The 17,562-nt window shown below is 48.5% G+C and carries 14 protein-coding genes; 4 read left to right on the top strand and 10 right to left on the bottom strand.

Features of this window, described 5'->3' with window-relative positions:
* Window positions 1-85 precede the first annotated feature (85 nt).
* Entirely contained in the window at window positions 86-1,270 is a 1,185-nt protein-coding gene (locus P6910_RS02475) for an ATP phosphoribosyltransferase regulatory subunit (protein ID WP_317144708.1), read from the bottom strand.
* A gap of 114 nt (window positions 1,271-1,384) precedes the next feature.
* Window positions 1,385-1,570: a DUF2065 domain-containing protein gene (locus tag P6910_RS02470; protein WP_317146501.1), complete on the bottom strand. Its 186-nt coding sequence runs from the start codon at window positions 1,568-1,570 to the stop codon at window positions 1,385-1,387.
* Between the two features lie 1,117 nt (window positions 1,571-2,687).
* Between P6910_RS02470 and P6910_RS02465 the strand changes: the two genes are divergently transcribed.
* Entirely contained in the window at window positions 2,688-2,963 is a 276-nt protein-coding gene (locus tag P6910_RS02465) for a hypothetical protein (RefSeq protein WP_317144707.1), read from the top strand.
* A gap of 338 nt (window positions 2,964-3,301) precedes the next feature.
* Complete coding sequence (locus P6910_RS02460; RefSeq protein ID WP_317144706.1) at window positions 3,302-5,158, top strand: death domain-containing protein; 1,857 nt, start codon at window positions 3,302-3,304, stop codon at window positions 5,156-5,158.
* A 315-nt stretch (window positions 5,159-5,473) separates the two neighbouring features.
* Here the strand turns inward: P6910_RS02460 and P6910_RS02455 are convergent, their stop codons facing one another.
* The 6 genes from P6910_RS02455 to miaA all read right to left on the bottom strand — a co-directional run bounded on the left by P6910_RS02455 (window position 5,474) and on the right by miaA (window position 11,707).
* The gene (locus tag P6910_RS02455) at window positions 5,474-5,950 is read right to left on the bottom strand and encodes a hypothetical protein (protein WP_317144705.1); all 477 of its coding nucleotides are present in this window, start codon (window positions 5,948-5,950) and stop codon (window positions 5,474-5,476) included.
* A gap of 280 nt (window positions 5,951-6,230) precedes the next feature.
* Entirely contained in the window at window positions 6,231-7,109 is an 879-nt protein-coding gene (gene hflC, locus P6910_RS02450; RefSeq protein ID WP_317144704.1) for a protease modulator HflC, read from the bottom strand.
* Entirely contained in the window at window positions 7,106-8,284 is a 1,179-nt protein-coding gene (hflK, locus tag P6910_RS02445; protein WP_317144703.1) for an FtsH protease activity modulator HflK, read from the bottom strand. Before hflK ends, hflC begins: the two co-directional genes overlap by 4 nt.
* 333 nt (window positions 8,285-8,617) lie before the next feature.
* Window positions 8,618-9,907 (bottom strand): ribosome rescue GTPase HflX, encoded by a 1,290-nt coding sequence (gene hflX / locus P6910_RS02440; protein WP_317144702.1) that lies wholly within the window; start codon window positions 9,905-9,907, stop codon window positions 8,618-8,620.
* A gap of 264 nt (window positions 9,908-10,171) precedes the next feature.
* The gene (gene hfq / locus P6910_RS02435) at window positions 10,172-10,429 is read right to left on the bottom strand and encodes an RNA chaperone Hfq (protein WP_317144701.1); all 258 of its coding nucleotides are present in this window, start codon (window positions 10,427-10,429) and stop codon (window positions 10,172-10,174) included.
* Between the two features lie 306 nt (window positions 10,430-10,735).
* Window positions 10,736-11,707, bottom strand: a complete 972-nt coding sequence (gene miaA / locus P6910_RS02430; RefSeq protein ID WP_317144700.1) for a tRNA (adenosine(37)-N6)-dimethylallyltransferase MiaA — start codon at window positions 11,705-11,707, stop codon at window positions 10,736-10,738.
* A 253-nt stretch (window positions 11,708-11,960) separates the two neighbouring features.
* On the opposite strand from miaA, the gene P6910_RS02425 reads away from it, so the two are divergent.
* Window positions 11,961-13,862 carry an autotransporter domain-containing protein gene (locus P6910_RS02425; RefSeq protein ID WP_317144699.1) on the top strand — a complete coding sequence of 634 codons (1,902 nt, stop codon included), beginning with the start codon at window positions 11,961-11,963 and terminating at the stop codon, window positions 13,860-13,862.
* A gap of 553 nt (window positions 13,863-14,415) precedes the next feature.
* Complete coding sequence (locus P6910_RS02420) at window positions 14,416-14,571, top strand: hypothetical protein (protein WP_317144698.1); 156 nt, start codon at window positions 14,416-14,418, stop codon at window positions 14,569-14,571.
* Here P6910_RS02420 and mutL read toward each other — a convergent pair.
* Window positions 14,568-16,508 (bottom strand): DNA mismatch repair endonuclease MutL, encoded by a 1,941-nt coding sequence (gene mutL / locus P6910_RS02415; protein ID WP_317146500.1) that lies wholly within the window; start codon window positions 16,506-16,508, stop codon window positions 14,568-14,570. The genes P6910_RS02420 and mutL overlap by 4 nt on opposite strands.
* A 71-nt stretch (window positions 16,509-16,579) precedes the next feature.
* Window positions 16,580-17,551, bottom strand: a complete 972-nt coding sequence (locus P6910_RS02410; protein WP_317144697.1) for a hypothetical protein — start codon at window positions 17,549-17,551, stop codon at window positions 16,580-16,582.
* Window positions 17,552-17,562: the final 11 nt, after the last annotated feature.

Raw genomic sequence — 17,562 nt, 5'->3', positions numbered from 1 at the left:
TCCAGACATTTTCTGAACCGACTCTCATGCATCTGTGACAGGCCGGAGAAGTTTAACTGAAATCAGCTTCGATCAAACTTCCGGGTCATTCTACAACCCACTCTCCGTCACGGCAGACCAGCTGCCGGTCGCAACCCGTGCCCGCAGCGTCTGTCTCTTGTTCAGGCAGTTGGTAAACTACCCGTTGTCCCTGACGACGCAGTTTCTGCACAGCAGCAGGATCTGCATCAACGGGGGCAAATATTGTCATTCGTTCGTCACTGGCATCTGTGTTCAGACCCAGAAGGCTCTTCAGCTCAATTAACGTTTTCAGGTCTGTACTGAACCCGGTAGCAGGGCGGGCTCTGCCAAAGATCCGCCCAATGCCGTCGTATCGACCGCCTTTGGCGATCGCCTGTCCCTTTCCGGGTACATACGCAGCAAACACGACGCCTGTATGATAGTTATAACCGCGCAACTCACCCATATCGAGGTAGAGGTTAGCTGACGGGTAAAGCTCAGCGACCTTGCCGGCAATCACTTCCAGCTGGTCGAGTGCTTTGAAAACAGCCTCAGGCGCGTCTTTCAGTAACGCACGGGCATCATTGATGACACTGGCATGACCTGTCAGGGATGTCAGCGCTTTAAACATCTTTGCGGTGCCCGAACAGATTTGCCAGCTGGCCAGCAGTTCAGATACTTCACACTCCGCTTTCCTTTGCAGAGCATCAAACAGTTTCTGCTCCTGCTGTTCACTCAGTCCGGCATACTCCACCAATGAACGATAGATCCGCACATGACCCAGATCGAGGTTCACAGACTCAATACCGATCGCTGCCAGTGTTTCCAGCATCAGGGAAATGACTTCAATATCACTCTCGACGCCGCCATGACCATAAAGTTCGGCACCCAGCTGAATGGGCGATCTTGTGGCTCCCAACGACGCTGAACGAGTGTGAAACACGCTGCTCGCGTAGCAAAGTCGAACCGGCCCTTTTGCTTTCAGGGTGTGGGCGTCAATTCTGGCAACAGCTGGCGTGGTATCCGCCCTTAACCCCATCGTTCTACCCGTGAGTTGATCCGTTACTTTAAACGTCTGCAACTCCAGATCGCGGCCCACGCCAGCTGTCAGTGACTCCATGAACTCCAGATGAGGAGGAATCACCAGCTCGTAGCCCCAGCAATCGAATAAATCCAGCATCTCACGACGAAGCATTTCTGCCTGACGTGCTCTTGGAGCAAGAATTTCCTCAATGCCATCCGGCAATAACCAGCGATCTGCGACGGTCATAACAGCCCTCTTTTTTTCGCTTTCACCACTGTCCCGGGAGCCTGTCGGATAAAGGCTGCCCTACTGCAGACGCTTAAGTCCGACAGGCTCCCAGAGCGATAAACTATTCCGCTTTTACGTGAGCATACTCAGAATTATGAGTCCTACCAACATGCTGCCAAAACCTGCCATACGCAGCTGCCGGTTATCAATCTCTGACAATTTTGTGACCATATTGCGCCAGCGCTGGGGATACAGAAAAGGCAAGACGCCTTCCAGAACCAGCATCAGACTCAAGGCTATGCCCAGATGTTGCAACATATCCACAGGATGACTCCCCAAAGCTTTTAGTCCGGACAGGTCCACAAAAAAACCGGGCAGAACCCGGTTTGCGGTATCATACCACTGGCTGAAGCAGAGTTCACGACCAGCAGTCGATAATTTATCAGTCCCCGTTCAGCCAGCAAGAGCAGCAGAACTGTTTCGTTCCTTTTATCGTCAATCATCGTAACCCGGTTTTTGTGAGCCTACCCGTTGGGAAGCGGTCATCTGGATATAATGAAACCCGCTCAAGGCCCTCACTCTAAAGACGATTTTGGATGGCGCATTGCCTTTTTTTGTATCCCCGACGCTGGCAAATATGTTAACAGAATTGCCGATAATTGATAACCGGCAGGTTTTGGCAACACGCAGGACCCACAATTACAACCGTGCCTGCCTAAGAGAAGCGCAACCAATTACCTTTGATCAGAAACGATTGCCTCAATATCTTTTCTTCATTCCCAAGTTCTTAAGGCACGGAAAACGCACACAAAGGATAGCGTCTATTTTGAAAAACACAAAAAACGTGAAGTTACCGTTTATGTCTTCCCGTGCAATTCTTCTGAGCTAGCAGAATGAACAGACGGGAGATAAATAATACAGCTTCAGATTTAGAGTCTATTGTTATGCCTCAACAATAAAAATCTATGGGCAAATTCAATTATGAAAGTAGAAAGACTTCTCACTATGGCTCGCTTGCTTCTGTTATTCATTCTGTCTGTCATTTTGCCGATTTCCGGTCATAGCTCTGCTGTTTCCAACCTGCTGAGCTGGACGGGGTGGGGGAGCCCCTTCAAATCCCCGGAGACAACGGAATTTATTAACAAAATGTCGTTTATAGAGAACAGTCCGCCTCTTCACCTCGTTTACGATCTAAAAACTGCTGAGGATAAAAGCAAGACAATTGAACTGAAAAAAAATCAACTTTATATCCGTCTGAATAGCAAGGCAGGCGATATATTTCATTTTTGTTTCAGAACCCCTCCCTCGTTATCCGCGGGAAATGTCCCCTCCCCACCAGTAATTACAGAGGCTTTAACAGGGCGTGGTATGCCTGATATTCAAGCCGGAGGAATGAGGGTGGTCGAACTGACACCAGACAGTGCTGGCTGGCAACATGAATACTTGGCCAGATGGCGTTTACCGGCGGGTAAAACGTCGTTGGTTCTATCGGTTCAAGACAATAATGCATGGCAAATACAACCAGACTGTAGTGGTATTTTTTCAGAAAGCACCAGTCTACCGTTACCTTCCGGCAGCAACACTTCTGGTAACAATACTTCCGGCAATAAACAGCTATCATTTGTCGATATTTTTTTCCGTAACCCCCAGATTCCGGAAAACGGGTTCAATAATCCTGATGATACCAGCCGTTTCAATGGGCCTTCTGTAGTACCTGAAACCCCTGAGACCGCCGATAACAGCGGGCCATACACAAACTCTGGCGGTGACGGTTTTGGTGGTGGCGATGATTCAGACGATTTATTTAAAAAAAGGCCGGGAGGTGGTACGGCTCCCCTTTACTCTTTTGAACTGATGAGTGAACTGGTCAGTAGAATGGTCCTGGTGCGTCTCCCCGACACTAACGGTCAGGCCGTTAAGAAACGAGTTTGGGATACCCGGATTGTTCTCAAAATCAAGCGGGGTTGGAATGAGCAGACCATCCTTATTTCACAACAACTGTGGAATAAGATAAAGGGTGCAAACCTTGAACGGAGTCCGGGACTTTTTATGGCATTGCTCAGGAATCCAGATAATCCGGAAGCGGCATTTGATCATTATCAGAGCAACAACCCGGAACAGACAGAAGACTATCGTGGTTATACAGAACAGGAGTTCATTTTAAGCCCTAAACAATTACGCAGTGTGTCAGTATTTCCGGGCAGCTGCCCAACGGGAATCAGCTGCCCGAAAGGCACTGAAGCCACTGCAAAAGGTACCAGAGTTGATCTGAAAGATCCTCCCTCCTACAGGCAATCTCAAAAGGACTACAGTCATCAAAATCGACGCACCTTCGGTGGAAGCGGAAATGGGGAAGACGATGGTTCCGGTGGGGCACCCAACAACGTGTATTGCCAACATTGTCAGAAACAAAAACCTGTAGTCTTTAACAATATGTGCTTCGACTGCGCTAATGATGGTATGGTTGCATTTGAGCGGGATCTCAGCGAACCGCCTCCTATAGTAAGGACAAAGGAAGTGCCGGTAGCCATGGCAGAGTGGGTTGATACTTCAGCCATCAGACTGTCACGATGGCTCGTTGATCTGATCTATGAAGAACGGGAATTGAGTCTTTTTCACCGCAGCACTTTCTACAAGAAGTATGAACTTTATAACCTTTTAACTGAAAGTTTTTTACAGCATAAAGAGACTCTGGACAAATTTCACAAGTACTGGATTAAATTTTCCAGAGGTTCAATATCTGCTGGCAACTTGATTCTACAGGTCGGTGCACTGGCCAAGAATCATGGAATCGACAGACATGTTGAGGTGGCAAGAATTGTTAAGACACTTGCCCGTCACCGGAAAATATTTGAGACCCAGGCCTATTTTGATCAATTCACAGAAAACAAATTAGCCAATGAGCTAATAGGCAATAATCTTGCGACACATAACGAATTATATAATCTCGTATATTCACAAGTAGATGGCCAAAAGAAAAAAGAATTAATGGATTTTATTTATCAAATATTTAAACAAACCAGTGATTTACTGGCAGAGAAAACGGTTCCTTCAAAATATGACACATTCAGATATTTAGGCGAGTTATCCAGAGAACTGTTTAGAGATTATCGTTTTGGCTTTCCGAATTATAGGGATGGTCAGCTAGATATTATCCCCTGGGGCTTTGGACAACATACCTTTATTACTCAATCTAACAGACATAAATTAGAAAGGAATTTGCAATCTCAAACACTTTATGGCCTTGGATTTTATGTTTCTGACAATAATCCATCCACACCTGAAGAAGTTAAAGCTATATTCACCGGCTTGGCTATTTTAAGCACATCACTCATGGAATCTGGCAAGTTCATGCACAAACTTTCTCAGGATCAACGTGAGCTTTTCATTGATTTTGCCAAGATTGCCAGAAAAGAACTTACTAATTTACTGAACTCAACCAGTTCAGAGCAAAAAAATGCGTTCTTAAGTAGTATGTTTTTCGTCTTTGGCGAGGTTACCAGAGAACTGGCTGATGAACTGGCTCAGGAACAGTCATCCACACCTGTCAGTGAAGCCCAGGCTGCTCTGAGAACAGCGGCAGAACCCCGGCACGAGCAAACAACAGGATACACTCTGGACTCCCCTTTACCAGAAGAAATATTCACGGACTATGGTTACGAGATAGGTACTAAATGGAAAATGTTTGCCAGACGTACGGAAGCAGGTTTTAGAGAACCCCAATTAGAGGCTATAGATCATGATAACAGACAACTTTTTGAAAAGGTGATGGCAATGCTGCACCAATGGAAGCGAGGCTCTCGTCGACCTATTACCTTTAGGGACTTCCTAAGTACCCTTAAAAAAATAGACCGAAATGATATTAGAAGCTCAATAGAGAAAAGATATAATCTTCCTCAACTATAGAGTTTTTAAAAAAACAGTAGTTCCACTGTTTAATTCATATTCTGCCAAAACAACCATCTCAGTATCGTAAAACAAGAGATGGTTGTTGTACTTACGTCTAACCACCTGATGTTCTTTCAGGAATTCTCCTCACAGACAATTTTTCTGGCCAGTATGCGAACGCCAAAATATCGTCCACAATTCTGCTAACCTCTATTCCTCTGTAGGGGACAATTTCGAGACAAAGCTTGATATGAGAGGGTGAATAGATGACCGATAGCAGGTATTCAGCAAGCCCATTACCTCAAGCAGTCACCTATCGTGCAACACACCCATTCACTGACAAAGATGGTGCCCGTAGGGAACTGGCTTGTCTGTTTGGATCACACCAACTGGGACTTTGGCCAGATCAAAATCAACATCATGATGGTCGCTAAGTAGGAGGTCGTCATTCCCGCGAAGAAAGTCGTCATTCCCGCGAAGGCGGGAATCCAGAGCCAACATTGGTTCACCGCCTTCTCGGGGATGACAAGTCCAGGAGGACACCGGGCAGTAAGGTTTTGGTGGCAAGTCAGTGTGGATTCCCGCCTTCGCGGGAATGACGGGAGTGAAGCCGGGAATGACGGGATTGAAGCTGGAAATGACGGGATTGAAGCTGGAAATGACGGGATTGAAGCTGGAAATGACGGGAGTGAAGCTGGGAATGACGGGATTGAAGCTGGAAATGACGGGATTGAAGTTGGAAATGACGGGATTGAAGTTGGAAATGGCGGGATTGAAGCTGGAAATGACGGGAGTGAGGCCGGGAATCATTCAGCTTGAGTTAATAAGCTTACAGCTATACCTGCTGGCGAATACCCACCCTTTTAAATCAAGATTCCTTACGAAATTGACCCCTACAGAGCTTCTATTCGTAGCCTGTTTCGCTGTGCAGCACAAGGGGGGTTCCCTCAACCCCGTAAAGAAGTCGAAGGCAATTGCCAGGCTAGGCGCCGAGGTTGCAACATACTCACAGGTCTCTGGTCAACCATGAAGGGCAGCGGCACTGCTTCAGTCCATCCGAACTTCCACAATGCCATGCCCGGCTGTCCGCTTACTTTTTGCTACCTGAGTGATGGTTCAGATAGTTGAAGAAGTCATTATCAGGTTCCAGCAACAGGATGTCGCCTTTGCTGTCAAAGGACCCTTTATAAGCCTGAAGGCTACGATAGAATGAGTAAAATTCAGGGTCCTGACGGTAAGCCCTGGCATAAACTTCTGCCGCCTTGGCATCGCCATCACCTCGAACAATTTCTGCTTCCTTGTAAGCATCTGCCTGAATAACACGCTGTTCCCGGTCTGCATTAGCACGGATACCTTCAGCCATTTCCTGACCTTTGGAGCGGTATTCCTGAGCTTCTTTCTCACGCTCGGAAGACATACGTTCGAAGACCGAGTCACTGACCTGAGGTGGTAGGTCTACTTTTTTAACCCGGACATCCACCACAGTCACGCCCAGCTCTTCTCTGGCCACTTTATCCAGGTTGCTGGTGATATCATTCATCAGTTTGTCACGCTGACCGGATACCACTTCATTCAATGTCAAACCACCAAACTTGTTACGCATCCTGGATTCAGCACGCTGGGAAAGCAGTGTGTTGGCACGATAAATGTCGCCGGCTGTCGCCTTGTAGAACTTGGCTACATCCGCTATACGCCACTTGATGTAAGAGTCCACAATAACCGCTTTCTGTTCCAACGTCAGGAAACGTTCTGATGGCACTTCGAGGTGTTGCAGACGGGCATCGAAAATACGCACGTTATCTACAAACGGGAATTTCAAGTGCAGACCCGGCTTCAGGTTAGGATTCACCAGTTGACCAAAACGCAGTTGCACTGCACGCTCACGTTCGCTGATGACAAAGAGACAACTCCAGGCCAGAACCAGGATGACCAGACCAGCGATCAGAGCTGTAAAACCTTTCTGACTCATCGACCAACCCTCCCACTGCTACGTGCACTGTTCACTCGCTTGCTCAACTCCTCTGCAACGCGATTACTGATGTCAGTCAAATCCTGACTGCTCAGCTCAGCTGGCTGGGCTGGCATGGATGACTTGCCCTGGGTCAATTTATCCAGTGGCAGGTAGATCATATTGTTGCCACCCTTGACGTCCACCAGTACCTTGCTGGTGCCCTTCAGAACCTCTTCAACGGTTTCGATGTAGAGACGCTCACGTGTCACTTCAGGTGCACGCTTATACTCTGTCAACAGCTTGGAGAAACGATCTGATTCACCTTCAGCCCTGGCAATGACTTCATCACGGTAAGCATTAGCTTCCTCAATGGTCCGCTGAGCCTTACCACGAGCTTCAGGGATAATCTTGTTAGCGTAAGCTTCTGCTTTGTTCTTGGCACGTTGCTCGTCTTCCCGTGCACGGATTACGTCATCAAAAGCAGCCTGAACTTCTTTTGGAGGCTGGGCACTTTCAATGTTGACCTTACCGATGCGCAGACCTGTCCCATAGTTTTCCTGGTATTCCTGCAAACGGGCACGAACTTCCTGCCCCAGAACTTCACGTCCCTGGGTCAGTACCTGGTACATCTCGGAGCTGCCGACCACATGACGCAGCGCACTCTGGGTGGCCTGCTCAAGACTCATCAAAGGCTTGGCAACATTCAGAACATAATTTTTAACGTCGTCAATGTTGTATTGGACAGACATGGAGACTTCAACAATGTTCTCGTCTTCAGTCAGCATCTGCTGTCTCAGGTTATAGGTACGGAGTTCGGTCACCTTCTCCTGAAACTTGCTTTCAAAGGGCGGGAAGTATATGTGTAGACCCGGACCAACGGTCTCGGTATATACCCCAAAGCGCAGAATAACGGCGCGCTCTTTTTCATCGACGGTGTAAATTGCGTTCCAGAGGTAGGCGACAATCGCCAGAACAATGATTCCGATAAACATTCCTGAGGAGGAACCGGAGTGATTGCTCCCTTTACCTGAACCTCCTCCACTCTTGCTACCACCAAACATTGAGTTCAGTTTGTCCTGCAGTTTGCGGAATGCTTCATCCAGATCAGGTGGCCCCTGATTTTTGCCACCACCCTTATTATTTCCACTACCCCATGGATCCTGGCTGTTTCCACCCGGCTCGTTCCAGGCCATATATGTCTCCGTAGAGTCAGTAACGAATTATTTGCCCAGCTGGTGCGTCAGGACTTGCATCGTCCAAACTGGCTCTGTGAGCAAACTATTTTGCTGTAAAGCTGACCTTCGCCGTGACGACGGGGTTATTGTCTTTACAACAGTACGTAAAATCTATAAGGCGATCGGCCTGACAGATCTGTGAATCGGACTTAAACTTTTGAGTACGAAACCGCCCTAAGTCACAAAGGCTCCTAGGCCAGATTGTAGAGTTTGGACAGCAGGAAGTGCAAGCTCATATTAGTAATCGCCGCAACTTCCTGACACCTTACTGACTATTCATTAACAATAATCCTACCCTTCAATCAGACAATCTGTCTCTAACCCTTCTTGTTTTGCCACCCGTTCGAAGTCACTCCTGGGCATGCGAATATCCAGCAACAGTTCACCTTTGTCAGAATACTCTTCTGACTGGATAGCCCCTATTTGGTACAAGCGTGCCCTAATTTTTCCCTGATTGGCCTGAAGCATCAGACGCCCCTGAACCATATCATCACCCAGCAATTCGGTAATAGCCTGTTCGATTAACTCCAGGCCTGCACCGTCTTTTGCAGAGACCCAGACCCTTTCAGGTTGTCCATTATCATCACGCTGGATTTTAGGCGTCACCTCAGCCAGCAGATCAATCTTGTTATAGATCTGAAGAGTGGGTACTTCATTGGCATCAATTTCTTTCAGAACTTCATGCACTTCCCTGATATTTTCCAGACGTTCCGGATCATGAGCATCGATCACATGCAACAGCAAATCTGCCTGACGGGTTTCCTCCAGTGTCGCCCGAAAGGCTTCCACCAGTTTATGAGGCAGGTGTCGAATAAATCCAACCGTATCTGCCAGAATCACCGGACCCAGATCAGCAAGATCCAGTCTTCTCAATGTTGGGTCCAGTGTTGCGAACAACTGATCCTGTGCATAAACATCCGACTGAGTCATGCTATTAAATAATGTCGACTTGCCTGCATTGGTATAACCCACCAGAGAAACCTGCGGCACTTCTGCCCTCTTTCGGGAGCGCCGCCCCTGGTCACGCTGTTTACGAACTTTTTCCAATCGCCGGGTAATGCTTTTGATTCTTGCCCTGAGCAATCTACGGTCGGTTTCCAGCTGGGTCTCACCCGGCCCCCGCAGACCAATCCCCCCTTTCTGTCTTTCAAGGTGAGTCCAGCCACGGATTAAGCGGGTACTCATATATTCAAGCTGAGCCAATTCAACCTGCAGCTTACCCTCAAAGGTTCTGGCACGCTGGGCAAAAATATCCAGGATCAGTCCGGTGCGGTCAATGACACGACATTCCAGCTCTTTTTCAAGGTTTCTGGCCTGACTGGGTGACAGGGTGTGGTTAAACAGAACGACTTCAGCTTTGTGGTGAAGCACAGATTGACGGATTTCTTCAACTTTACCGGGACCGACAAAATAGCGGGGAGAAGGAGACCGGACATTCACCGAGATAAAAGCAAGGGTTTCAACACCTGCGGAACGAACCAGTTCCATGAATTCCTGCGGATCTTCCCGTTCCTTGTCTTCACTCATATCCGGATGAACAAGGATTGCACTTTCACCACCTTCATGGCGCTCAAAAAACAAACAGAACTCCTGAAATTATTTTCTTTCGATAGGGATCATTAACCATTCATTAACAGAACAGGAAATATTGAGACGGTCTGAATTGACCATTAAAACAGACTGCCAGCCTTAATAGTATACTGCCCGGTTATTTTTCTACACAGCTGTTTTTTCCACAAAACATTTTTCATGCTTGAAATGCTTCAATCGTACATGACCTGTTTATGAATCTTATAAACGTCAAAAGGCGCTATAAAAGCGCCTTTTAATCAATCAGCAAAAAACTTATTCTTGCTCGTCGTGCTCGCCCATACCTTCCTGACCCTGCATTGGCAGTCGAACCGGACGGCTTGGCACTACAGTTGATACTGCGTGCTTGTAAACCATCTGGCTAACAGTGTTTTTCAGAAGGATTACAAACTGATCGAAAGACTCGATCTGTCCCTGGAGTTTAATGCCGTTTACCAAATAAATAGAAACCGGCACGCGCTCTTTACGCAGCACATTAAGGTAAGGGTCTTGTAGAGAATGCCCTTTTGACATTTCTGTACTCCTTATTAATTCTCGGGTTTTGAATAGCCTTTGTTCACTTCTAGTTGGGCTATTCGCTCGACCGGCAGTGCCAGTACCTGATTGTTCAATCTGTGTACAGCCCAGAAATTTAGCTGGGCAACAGTAAGCGATGCCCCACACTGCCATCAATAGGTAATACTAGCTACTCATACCGGACCTGCAGAAACTATTGCAGGTGCTCACGTACCAGCCTTTTCCAATACACTTTGTTAATGCTTTAACCAATACAAAGCCGAGGTCAGGAGACTTGCACAGAAATCACTTTCTTATTATTCCTTATTTGAGGACGGGCTTCAGCCATTTCAAGGCATCTTCCAACCGGTTTTTCGACAAACTGTCCAGCCAGTGAATATCGGGCCAGCTTCTGAGCCAGGTCAACTGTCGCTTGGCCAGTTGTCGGGTAGCGATTATCCCTTTTTCCATCATGGTGGAATAGTCCATCTCTCCTTGAAGATACCCCCAAACCTGACGATAACCAACCGCTCTGATAGAAGGCAGGGAAATATCCAGGTCTCCCCGCTCGAATAAAGCCCTGACTTCATCCACAAAGTTCTGCTCCAGCATAAGTTTGAAGCGGGTTTCAATGCGCTGATGAAGCACTGATCGATCCTCGGGAGCAATGGCCAGATTCACTAGATTATAAGGCAGTCGACTGGTTTCCTGCTCCTGATGCCAACGCGAAAGCACCTTGCCTGTAGCATAATAGACCTCCAAAGCTCTTTGCAGGCGCTGGGTATCCGTCGGTTTAATTCGAAGAGCGGCTACAGGATCAACTGTCTGAAGCTCCTCATGGAGCGCCTGCCAGCCCTCAGACTCCGCTCTTCTCATCAAGGTTTCCCTGATCCCGGCATCTGCGGCTGGCAAAGTTGCCAGACCATCTCGAAGCGCCTTGAAATAGAGCATGGTACCTCCCACAAGCAGAGGTATGTTTCCCTTATTAGTAATTTCCGTCATTTCCCTGAGAGCATCCTCACGGAAGTCAGCTGCAGAATAAGGCTCGGAAGGGTCCCGGATATCAATCAACCGATGAGGAGCCCTTGCCAGCTCCTGAGCAGAGGGCTTGGCCGTTCCTATATCCATGCCTCTGTAGACCAGCGCCGAATCAACACTGATCAACTCACAGGGTAGTCTCTCCGCCAGCTGGATAGCCAGATCTGTTTTGCCCGATGCAGTGGGTCCCATCAGAAAAATAGCCGGTGGCTGTTTTTCTTCAGAAGTAAGAGTCTGTGTACTCGGTTCGGATGCCATAAACAGAAAAATAATGCTTTATTCAGAAAAAAACGGGGAGCTGAGTGTACCTGAAGCCTTCCCATGATCAAAAGCTATAGACTGAAGACTTACCAAAGAGTTCCGCAAGTCTGAGCGAAGATGTTAAAAATTTTTTTGCCAATTTGTTGCTACCACACCAAGGCAGTCTATTCTCGGACAGGCTACTCAATTTTTTTGGAACACACAAACAATGGAATGACTGACACAAACTGATCGAAAACACAGGTTTACCATGAAAGCAGTCCCCTTTTTATCACCCTCTTGCCGAAAAGTACTTTCAATAGCAGCCTTTTCCTTAATACTATCCCCTGTAAAAGCTAATGAACTTTATAGTCAGTTTTATAGTTTTGGAGACAGTATCTCAGATACCGGCAATTTGAAAGTCCCTTATGCCGGACGGCTAGTTCCATTAAAGTTCTCAGACAAAACTTTATACAACCAGAATATTGCCGGCACAATGGGGTTTGATTTTCGCCCCTCTATGGATGGCGGCAATAATTTTTCCGTGAGTGGCAACTCCAGTGAGGAAATCCTTTTATCCGTCACATCAGATACCCCCTACGTGCCTTTAAACCTGGATTTTTTCAAGAATCAGAAGCAAGACAGTTTCTTCATGAGAAGCCATGGACAGGCAGATAAAAAAGCCATGTACATGATTCTGGGCGGCAGCAATGACGTTGAATTCGTGACAAACGACGCTCGAACTCCCCTGAAAGCCGCTCAGGACCTGACAGGCGCTGCCAATGCACTCCATAGCTATGGCGCTCGATATATCATTATGCTCAATGTTCCCAACCTTGGAGAAACGCCGGGAGGAGAACATTTGCTGGGTGGTACGCGTGATCGACTCAGAATGGTCAGCAAAGCGATTGATGATGCCGTCCTTGCAGAAGTCCAGAAGTCCACTGCCAATATCCTCTATCTGAGTTTGTATGGTCTGGTGAAAGAGGTGTCCGGTAACCCGGCAGCATTTGGTTTTGTTGATCTTTCCGCTGAAAACGCAGACATCACCTGTATGGTTTCAGGCACCCCCACAGGCGTACCCTGCGAAAAGCCCGATCCCGGTATAGTCAAGGGCGGAGACGATAGAGATCGTATCATAACCGGGGTTGCACAAAAGTCCTTATTCTGGGATGGCCTGCACCCCAGCAGCGCTATGCACAAAATAGGGAGCGATTACATTTTGTCAGCCATCAGGGCGGCTACCGAAGTCGGCAGCCTGCCAAGAATCGCAGACTCTCATTCAACCACATTGGACAGCAGTATTTTTAATGAGCTGGCACTGCATCGCTGGAAAGACGCAGAGCCGGGCACCCTGTCATTCTTCGGTGGCGGAGCCGGCGTAGAAAACCAGATTTATGACGCTGTTGGCAGGAAAGCCAATGACAATAAGGGTTTCGTAATCCATGCAGGCCTACACTACCAACTGACAGAAGAACTCAAGCTGGGTGCCGCCCTACAGGGTGCTGAAACACACTACAAACCTGAGCAGTCCGACTATAAAACCAACAGTATTGGTGGCAGCCTTTTTACCAGTTATCAGGGAGACAGGTTCTTTTCCAATACGGCATTGAACTATCTTGACCTCGATTACAACAACAAACGTGGTTTCCATCTGGGTGCTCTGACACGCAAAGAAAGCAGCTCCAGTTCAGGCAAACTCTATGGTTTAACCATGGATGCGGGTTATGCACTCTACGACAATGGACAACTCAAGGCAGGCCCCATTGTTTCCGCCAGCTATCATAAATCATCGGTCGACGGTTTTACCGAGTCCGGGGATAACTTGTCCTCTATGGTATTCGGTGATCAGGAGCTGGATTTCAAAAATGCCGCAGCAGGTGTTTTTCTGGATGCGATAAACGACAAAACACGTCTTGGTATTCAGATTGACTACAACAAGGATCTTAATGATGATGACTTGAGAACCATTCAACTGCGACAGAAAATAATTCCCCGGATGGCCTATTTACCCGCTGATATCAGTAGCAGCGATGCCTGGCGAATGAAGGTGAGAGTTGGGCACAGTCTGACAAGCGACGTGGAAGTTTACGGCAGTTACCAGTTCAGCAAAGCTGATGACAATCAGACCGATTATCAGGCCTTGCAACTGGGTATTTCCTGGTCGATCTAGCAGCCTGTCGGACTTAAGCGTCCGTAGCGAGGATTGCAAGAAATTGAGGATAAAAATCTCTGTTTCTGAGGAGAATAGCGAGCTATTTGACGAAGAAACAGGGATTTTTAGACCAATTTATTGCAACCGCACGACTGCATGGATGCAGGAGCTAGAGCAACGCAGGAGCAGTTGCCGTGTAGGACAGTCTTAAGTCCGACAGGCTGCTGGTGCTACTGAGCCTTATATCCATAACGCACTCAAATGCCGCCACCCCCACGAAAGCAGGAGTACAATGCGTGTTGGATTCCCGCTTCTGAGCGTGTCGCAAAACTCTGGCTCCCATGCTAGCGTGGGAACCCATACCTTGTCTCGCGTGTAGAGTCAGTTTTTCAGGTGTGGGCGTTCCCACGCAGAGCGAGGGTGTCGCGAAACTCCAACAGCTCGTTCCCATGCTCTGAGGTCGTCATTCCCGCGAAGGCGGGAATCCAGCGCCAACGGTGGGTCTCCGCCTTCTCGGGGATGACAAGGCCAGGGGGGGCACCGGGCAGTATGGTTCTGGTGGTGAGTCAGTGTGGATTCCCGCCTTCGCGGGAATGACGAGAATGAAGCCGGGAATGACGAGAATGAAGCCGGGAATGACGAGAATGAAGCCGGGAATGACGAGAATGAAGCCGGGAATGACGAGAATGAAGCCGGGAATGACGGCAGTGTGAGTATCGGCCCCTAACGCCCTCGTAAAAACAGTTTGTCCAACTGATCCAGTGTTAATAACGTCCAGGTGGGTCGTCCGTGATTACACTGTCCACTGCGTTCCGTCTGCTCCATATCCCTGAGCAGAGCGTTCATCTCTTCGATTGAAAGACGACGGTTAGCTCTTACCGAACCATGACAGGCCATGGTGGCCAGCACTTCATTCATCTGACTTTCCACACGATCACTGTCACCGTGCTGCATCAGGTCTGACAGCACATCACGAACCAGCTTTTCAACATCAGCACTGTGAAGCATGACCGGCACTTGTCGAACCAGTAGCGTTTCCGGTCCCATTCGCTCGAGGGCCAATCCTAGCTTTTTGAAGTACTCATAGTTCTCTTCTGCACAGGTCGCCTCTCGATCACTGACAGCAATTGATTTTGGCACCAGCAGGGGCTGGGCTTTGATGCCATCGGCATGCCAGGAAATTTTCATCCGCTCGTAGGTAATGCGCTCGTGAGCAGCGTGCATGTCCACCAGAATCATCCCCTGCTCGTTCTCAGAGAGAATATAAATGCCTTTCAGCTGCGCTATGGCAAAGCCCAGGGGTGGGATATCTGCTGTCTGCTCTGGCAGACTAACAGCGGCAGGCTGAGCAGCTGGCGCATCATTGACGGCCAGTGGTTGACTTTCCTCGACAGAGCTTCGCTCAGTGGCACCAGAAGCGTAGAGTTCACCGTAGGCCTGAATCTGCTTCTGAATCTGTTCTGGCTGGGGTGTTTCTCTTGCCTGTCTTGCACCTGCCGACGCTGATGACTGCCCGGAGGACGCACCATAAGAATAGGAAGCGGTTGCCGGAGCTGGCGACAGCGGCATACTTTCCTGACTTTTGAACTCGCCGCCTTCAACCCCTGAGGCCCGGGCCTGGGGCTGTGAGGAGAGAGCGGCTGATGGCAACTGATCTTCCGGAGACACCTCTCCCAGGGCACGATGCAGCGTACTGAACAAAAAATTATGGACGGTTCGACCATCCCTGAATCGAACCTCATGCTTGGTAGGGTGAACGTTGACATCCACCAGCGCCGGATCAAGCTCAAGATACAAGACAAAGGTTGGATGCCTGCCCCCGTAGAGAACATCACGATAGGCCTGACGAACAGCGTGTGCGACCAGTTTATCCCTGATCACCCTGCCGTTGACAAAAAAGTATTGAAGATCAGCACTGGAACGGGAAAACGTTGGCAATCCTACCCAACCCCAAAGCTTGAGCCCCGAAACATTAACATCAACAATCACCGAGTTTTCAATAAACTTCGGACCACACAGGGAAGCCACCCGGCGATCTTTCTCAGCCTGAGTACCGCAGGGTCTTAGCTGATGGATACTGCGCTGGTTATGCCTGAGACCAAACCCAACATCAAACCGGGACAGAGCCAGACGCTTCACGACTTCTTCAAGATGGGAAAACTCGGTTTTTTCCGTCCGCAGGAATTTTCGCCTTGCAGGGGTATTAAAGAACAGATCCTTGACTTCAATCGTCGTACCTACGGGATGGGGTGCCGGATTAACAATAGCCTCCATGTCGCGCCCTTCCGTACGAACCTGCCAACCGGACTCCTGACCATCAACATGTGACGTTAATGTTAATCGTGAAACCGAGCTGATCGATGCAAGGGCTTCACCACGAAAGCCCAGAGTCCCGACACCTTCCAGATCTTCCAGTTCGGAAATCTTGCTGGTTGCATGTCGCGACAGAGACAGCGCCAGATCATCTTTGGCAATGCCATGTCCGTCATCACGAATACGGATCAATTTGACACCACCATTTTCTACCTCGATATTCACTCGTTTGGCACCAGCATCCAGACTGTTTTCCAACAGTTCTTTAACAACCGATGCAGGACGTTCAACCACCTCACCGGCAGCAATCTGGTTAGCAAGTCGGGTATCGAGTAAACGAATAGGTTTCATAAAAGGCAGGTCAGTCAGTCCGGTTTTATTGCCAGAAAGACTATCAGCCTCCATCGACTTTTGCCAAGTCGTTAGAAGAGATTGGATAATAAAGCGGGCATCCAGCTCAAGGTAAAGTCCGTCAACGCAGGCATGGCGTTCTGGTCGTAGTACAACGCAGCCATCTCATCCTTGAAATCCTTGAGTCGCCAGAGTGTCAGCATGGCCGGTACAACCCGATAGCCCGGAATGGTGTACCCCAACAGAGTCAATACTGGCAGTGATCGACTGGTAGAACCACAAACCTTTGACAGCTGAAGCATACGACGTCCTATGTTTTCACTGACTTCATAATGAACCTGACCTTTCAGGATATTCTTAAGCCCTGTCTGAAGCTTCTCTATTTTCTCCTTTGAGACGACAAGGGTTGCGGCCCCCTTAATTGTTTTGCCTGCAGGGGAGGCAATACCGACAACTTTGACCAGAAACTCCCAGACTTTATTTTCAAGCTCTTCTGCGGGCAGACCCGTCAGCACATCAATCACCGGAGTTTCTTTCGGCTCTTTTTGTCCTATTGTCTGTTTTGCCGGGGTTTCAGTCTCTTCTGCCAAACTGTCCTGTTGTTTCTGAGCTTCGGGTTCCTTTTGTATTTCTTTCTGCTTCCAGACCTGCTCAGGCACCAATAAGCGCATCCTTAAAGCCAAGTGATGTTCAGACATGACAGAAACAGCCTGGGGTGTAGAAGGGGCATTCAGTCCAGACATGATCCTGAGGGCTGAATCTATCTCAGGGTACTCTGAAATCACCTCATAGGATTCCAGTAAATCTGACAGATCGACTTCAGGCTCTTCAAGATCAGGGGAAGAAAGCGTCAGACTTTCAAACTGTGCAATGGACCGACTATCAAGCCTGGTGAAGGTATCGCTGAAAATCCGATGCCCGGACCGGTTGACCCGGTTATTCTCATTGAGAAGGTTGTCCTGACAACCATAAGCCGACAGCTCATCGGTTGATGCCTGGTTCAGATAGGTGGGTAATAAGTTAACTGAAGCCCTCAGTTGCATAGCCGGATCCT

The sequence above is a fragment of the Endozoicomonas sp. 8E genome (assembly GCF_032883915.1).
GTDB lineage: Bacteria > Pseudomonadota > Gammaproteobacteria > Pseudomonadales > Endozoicomonadaceae > Endozoicomonas_A.
This window is presented reverse-complemented; position numbering and strand designations above follow the sequence as displayed.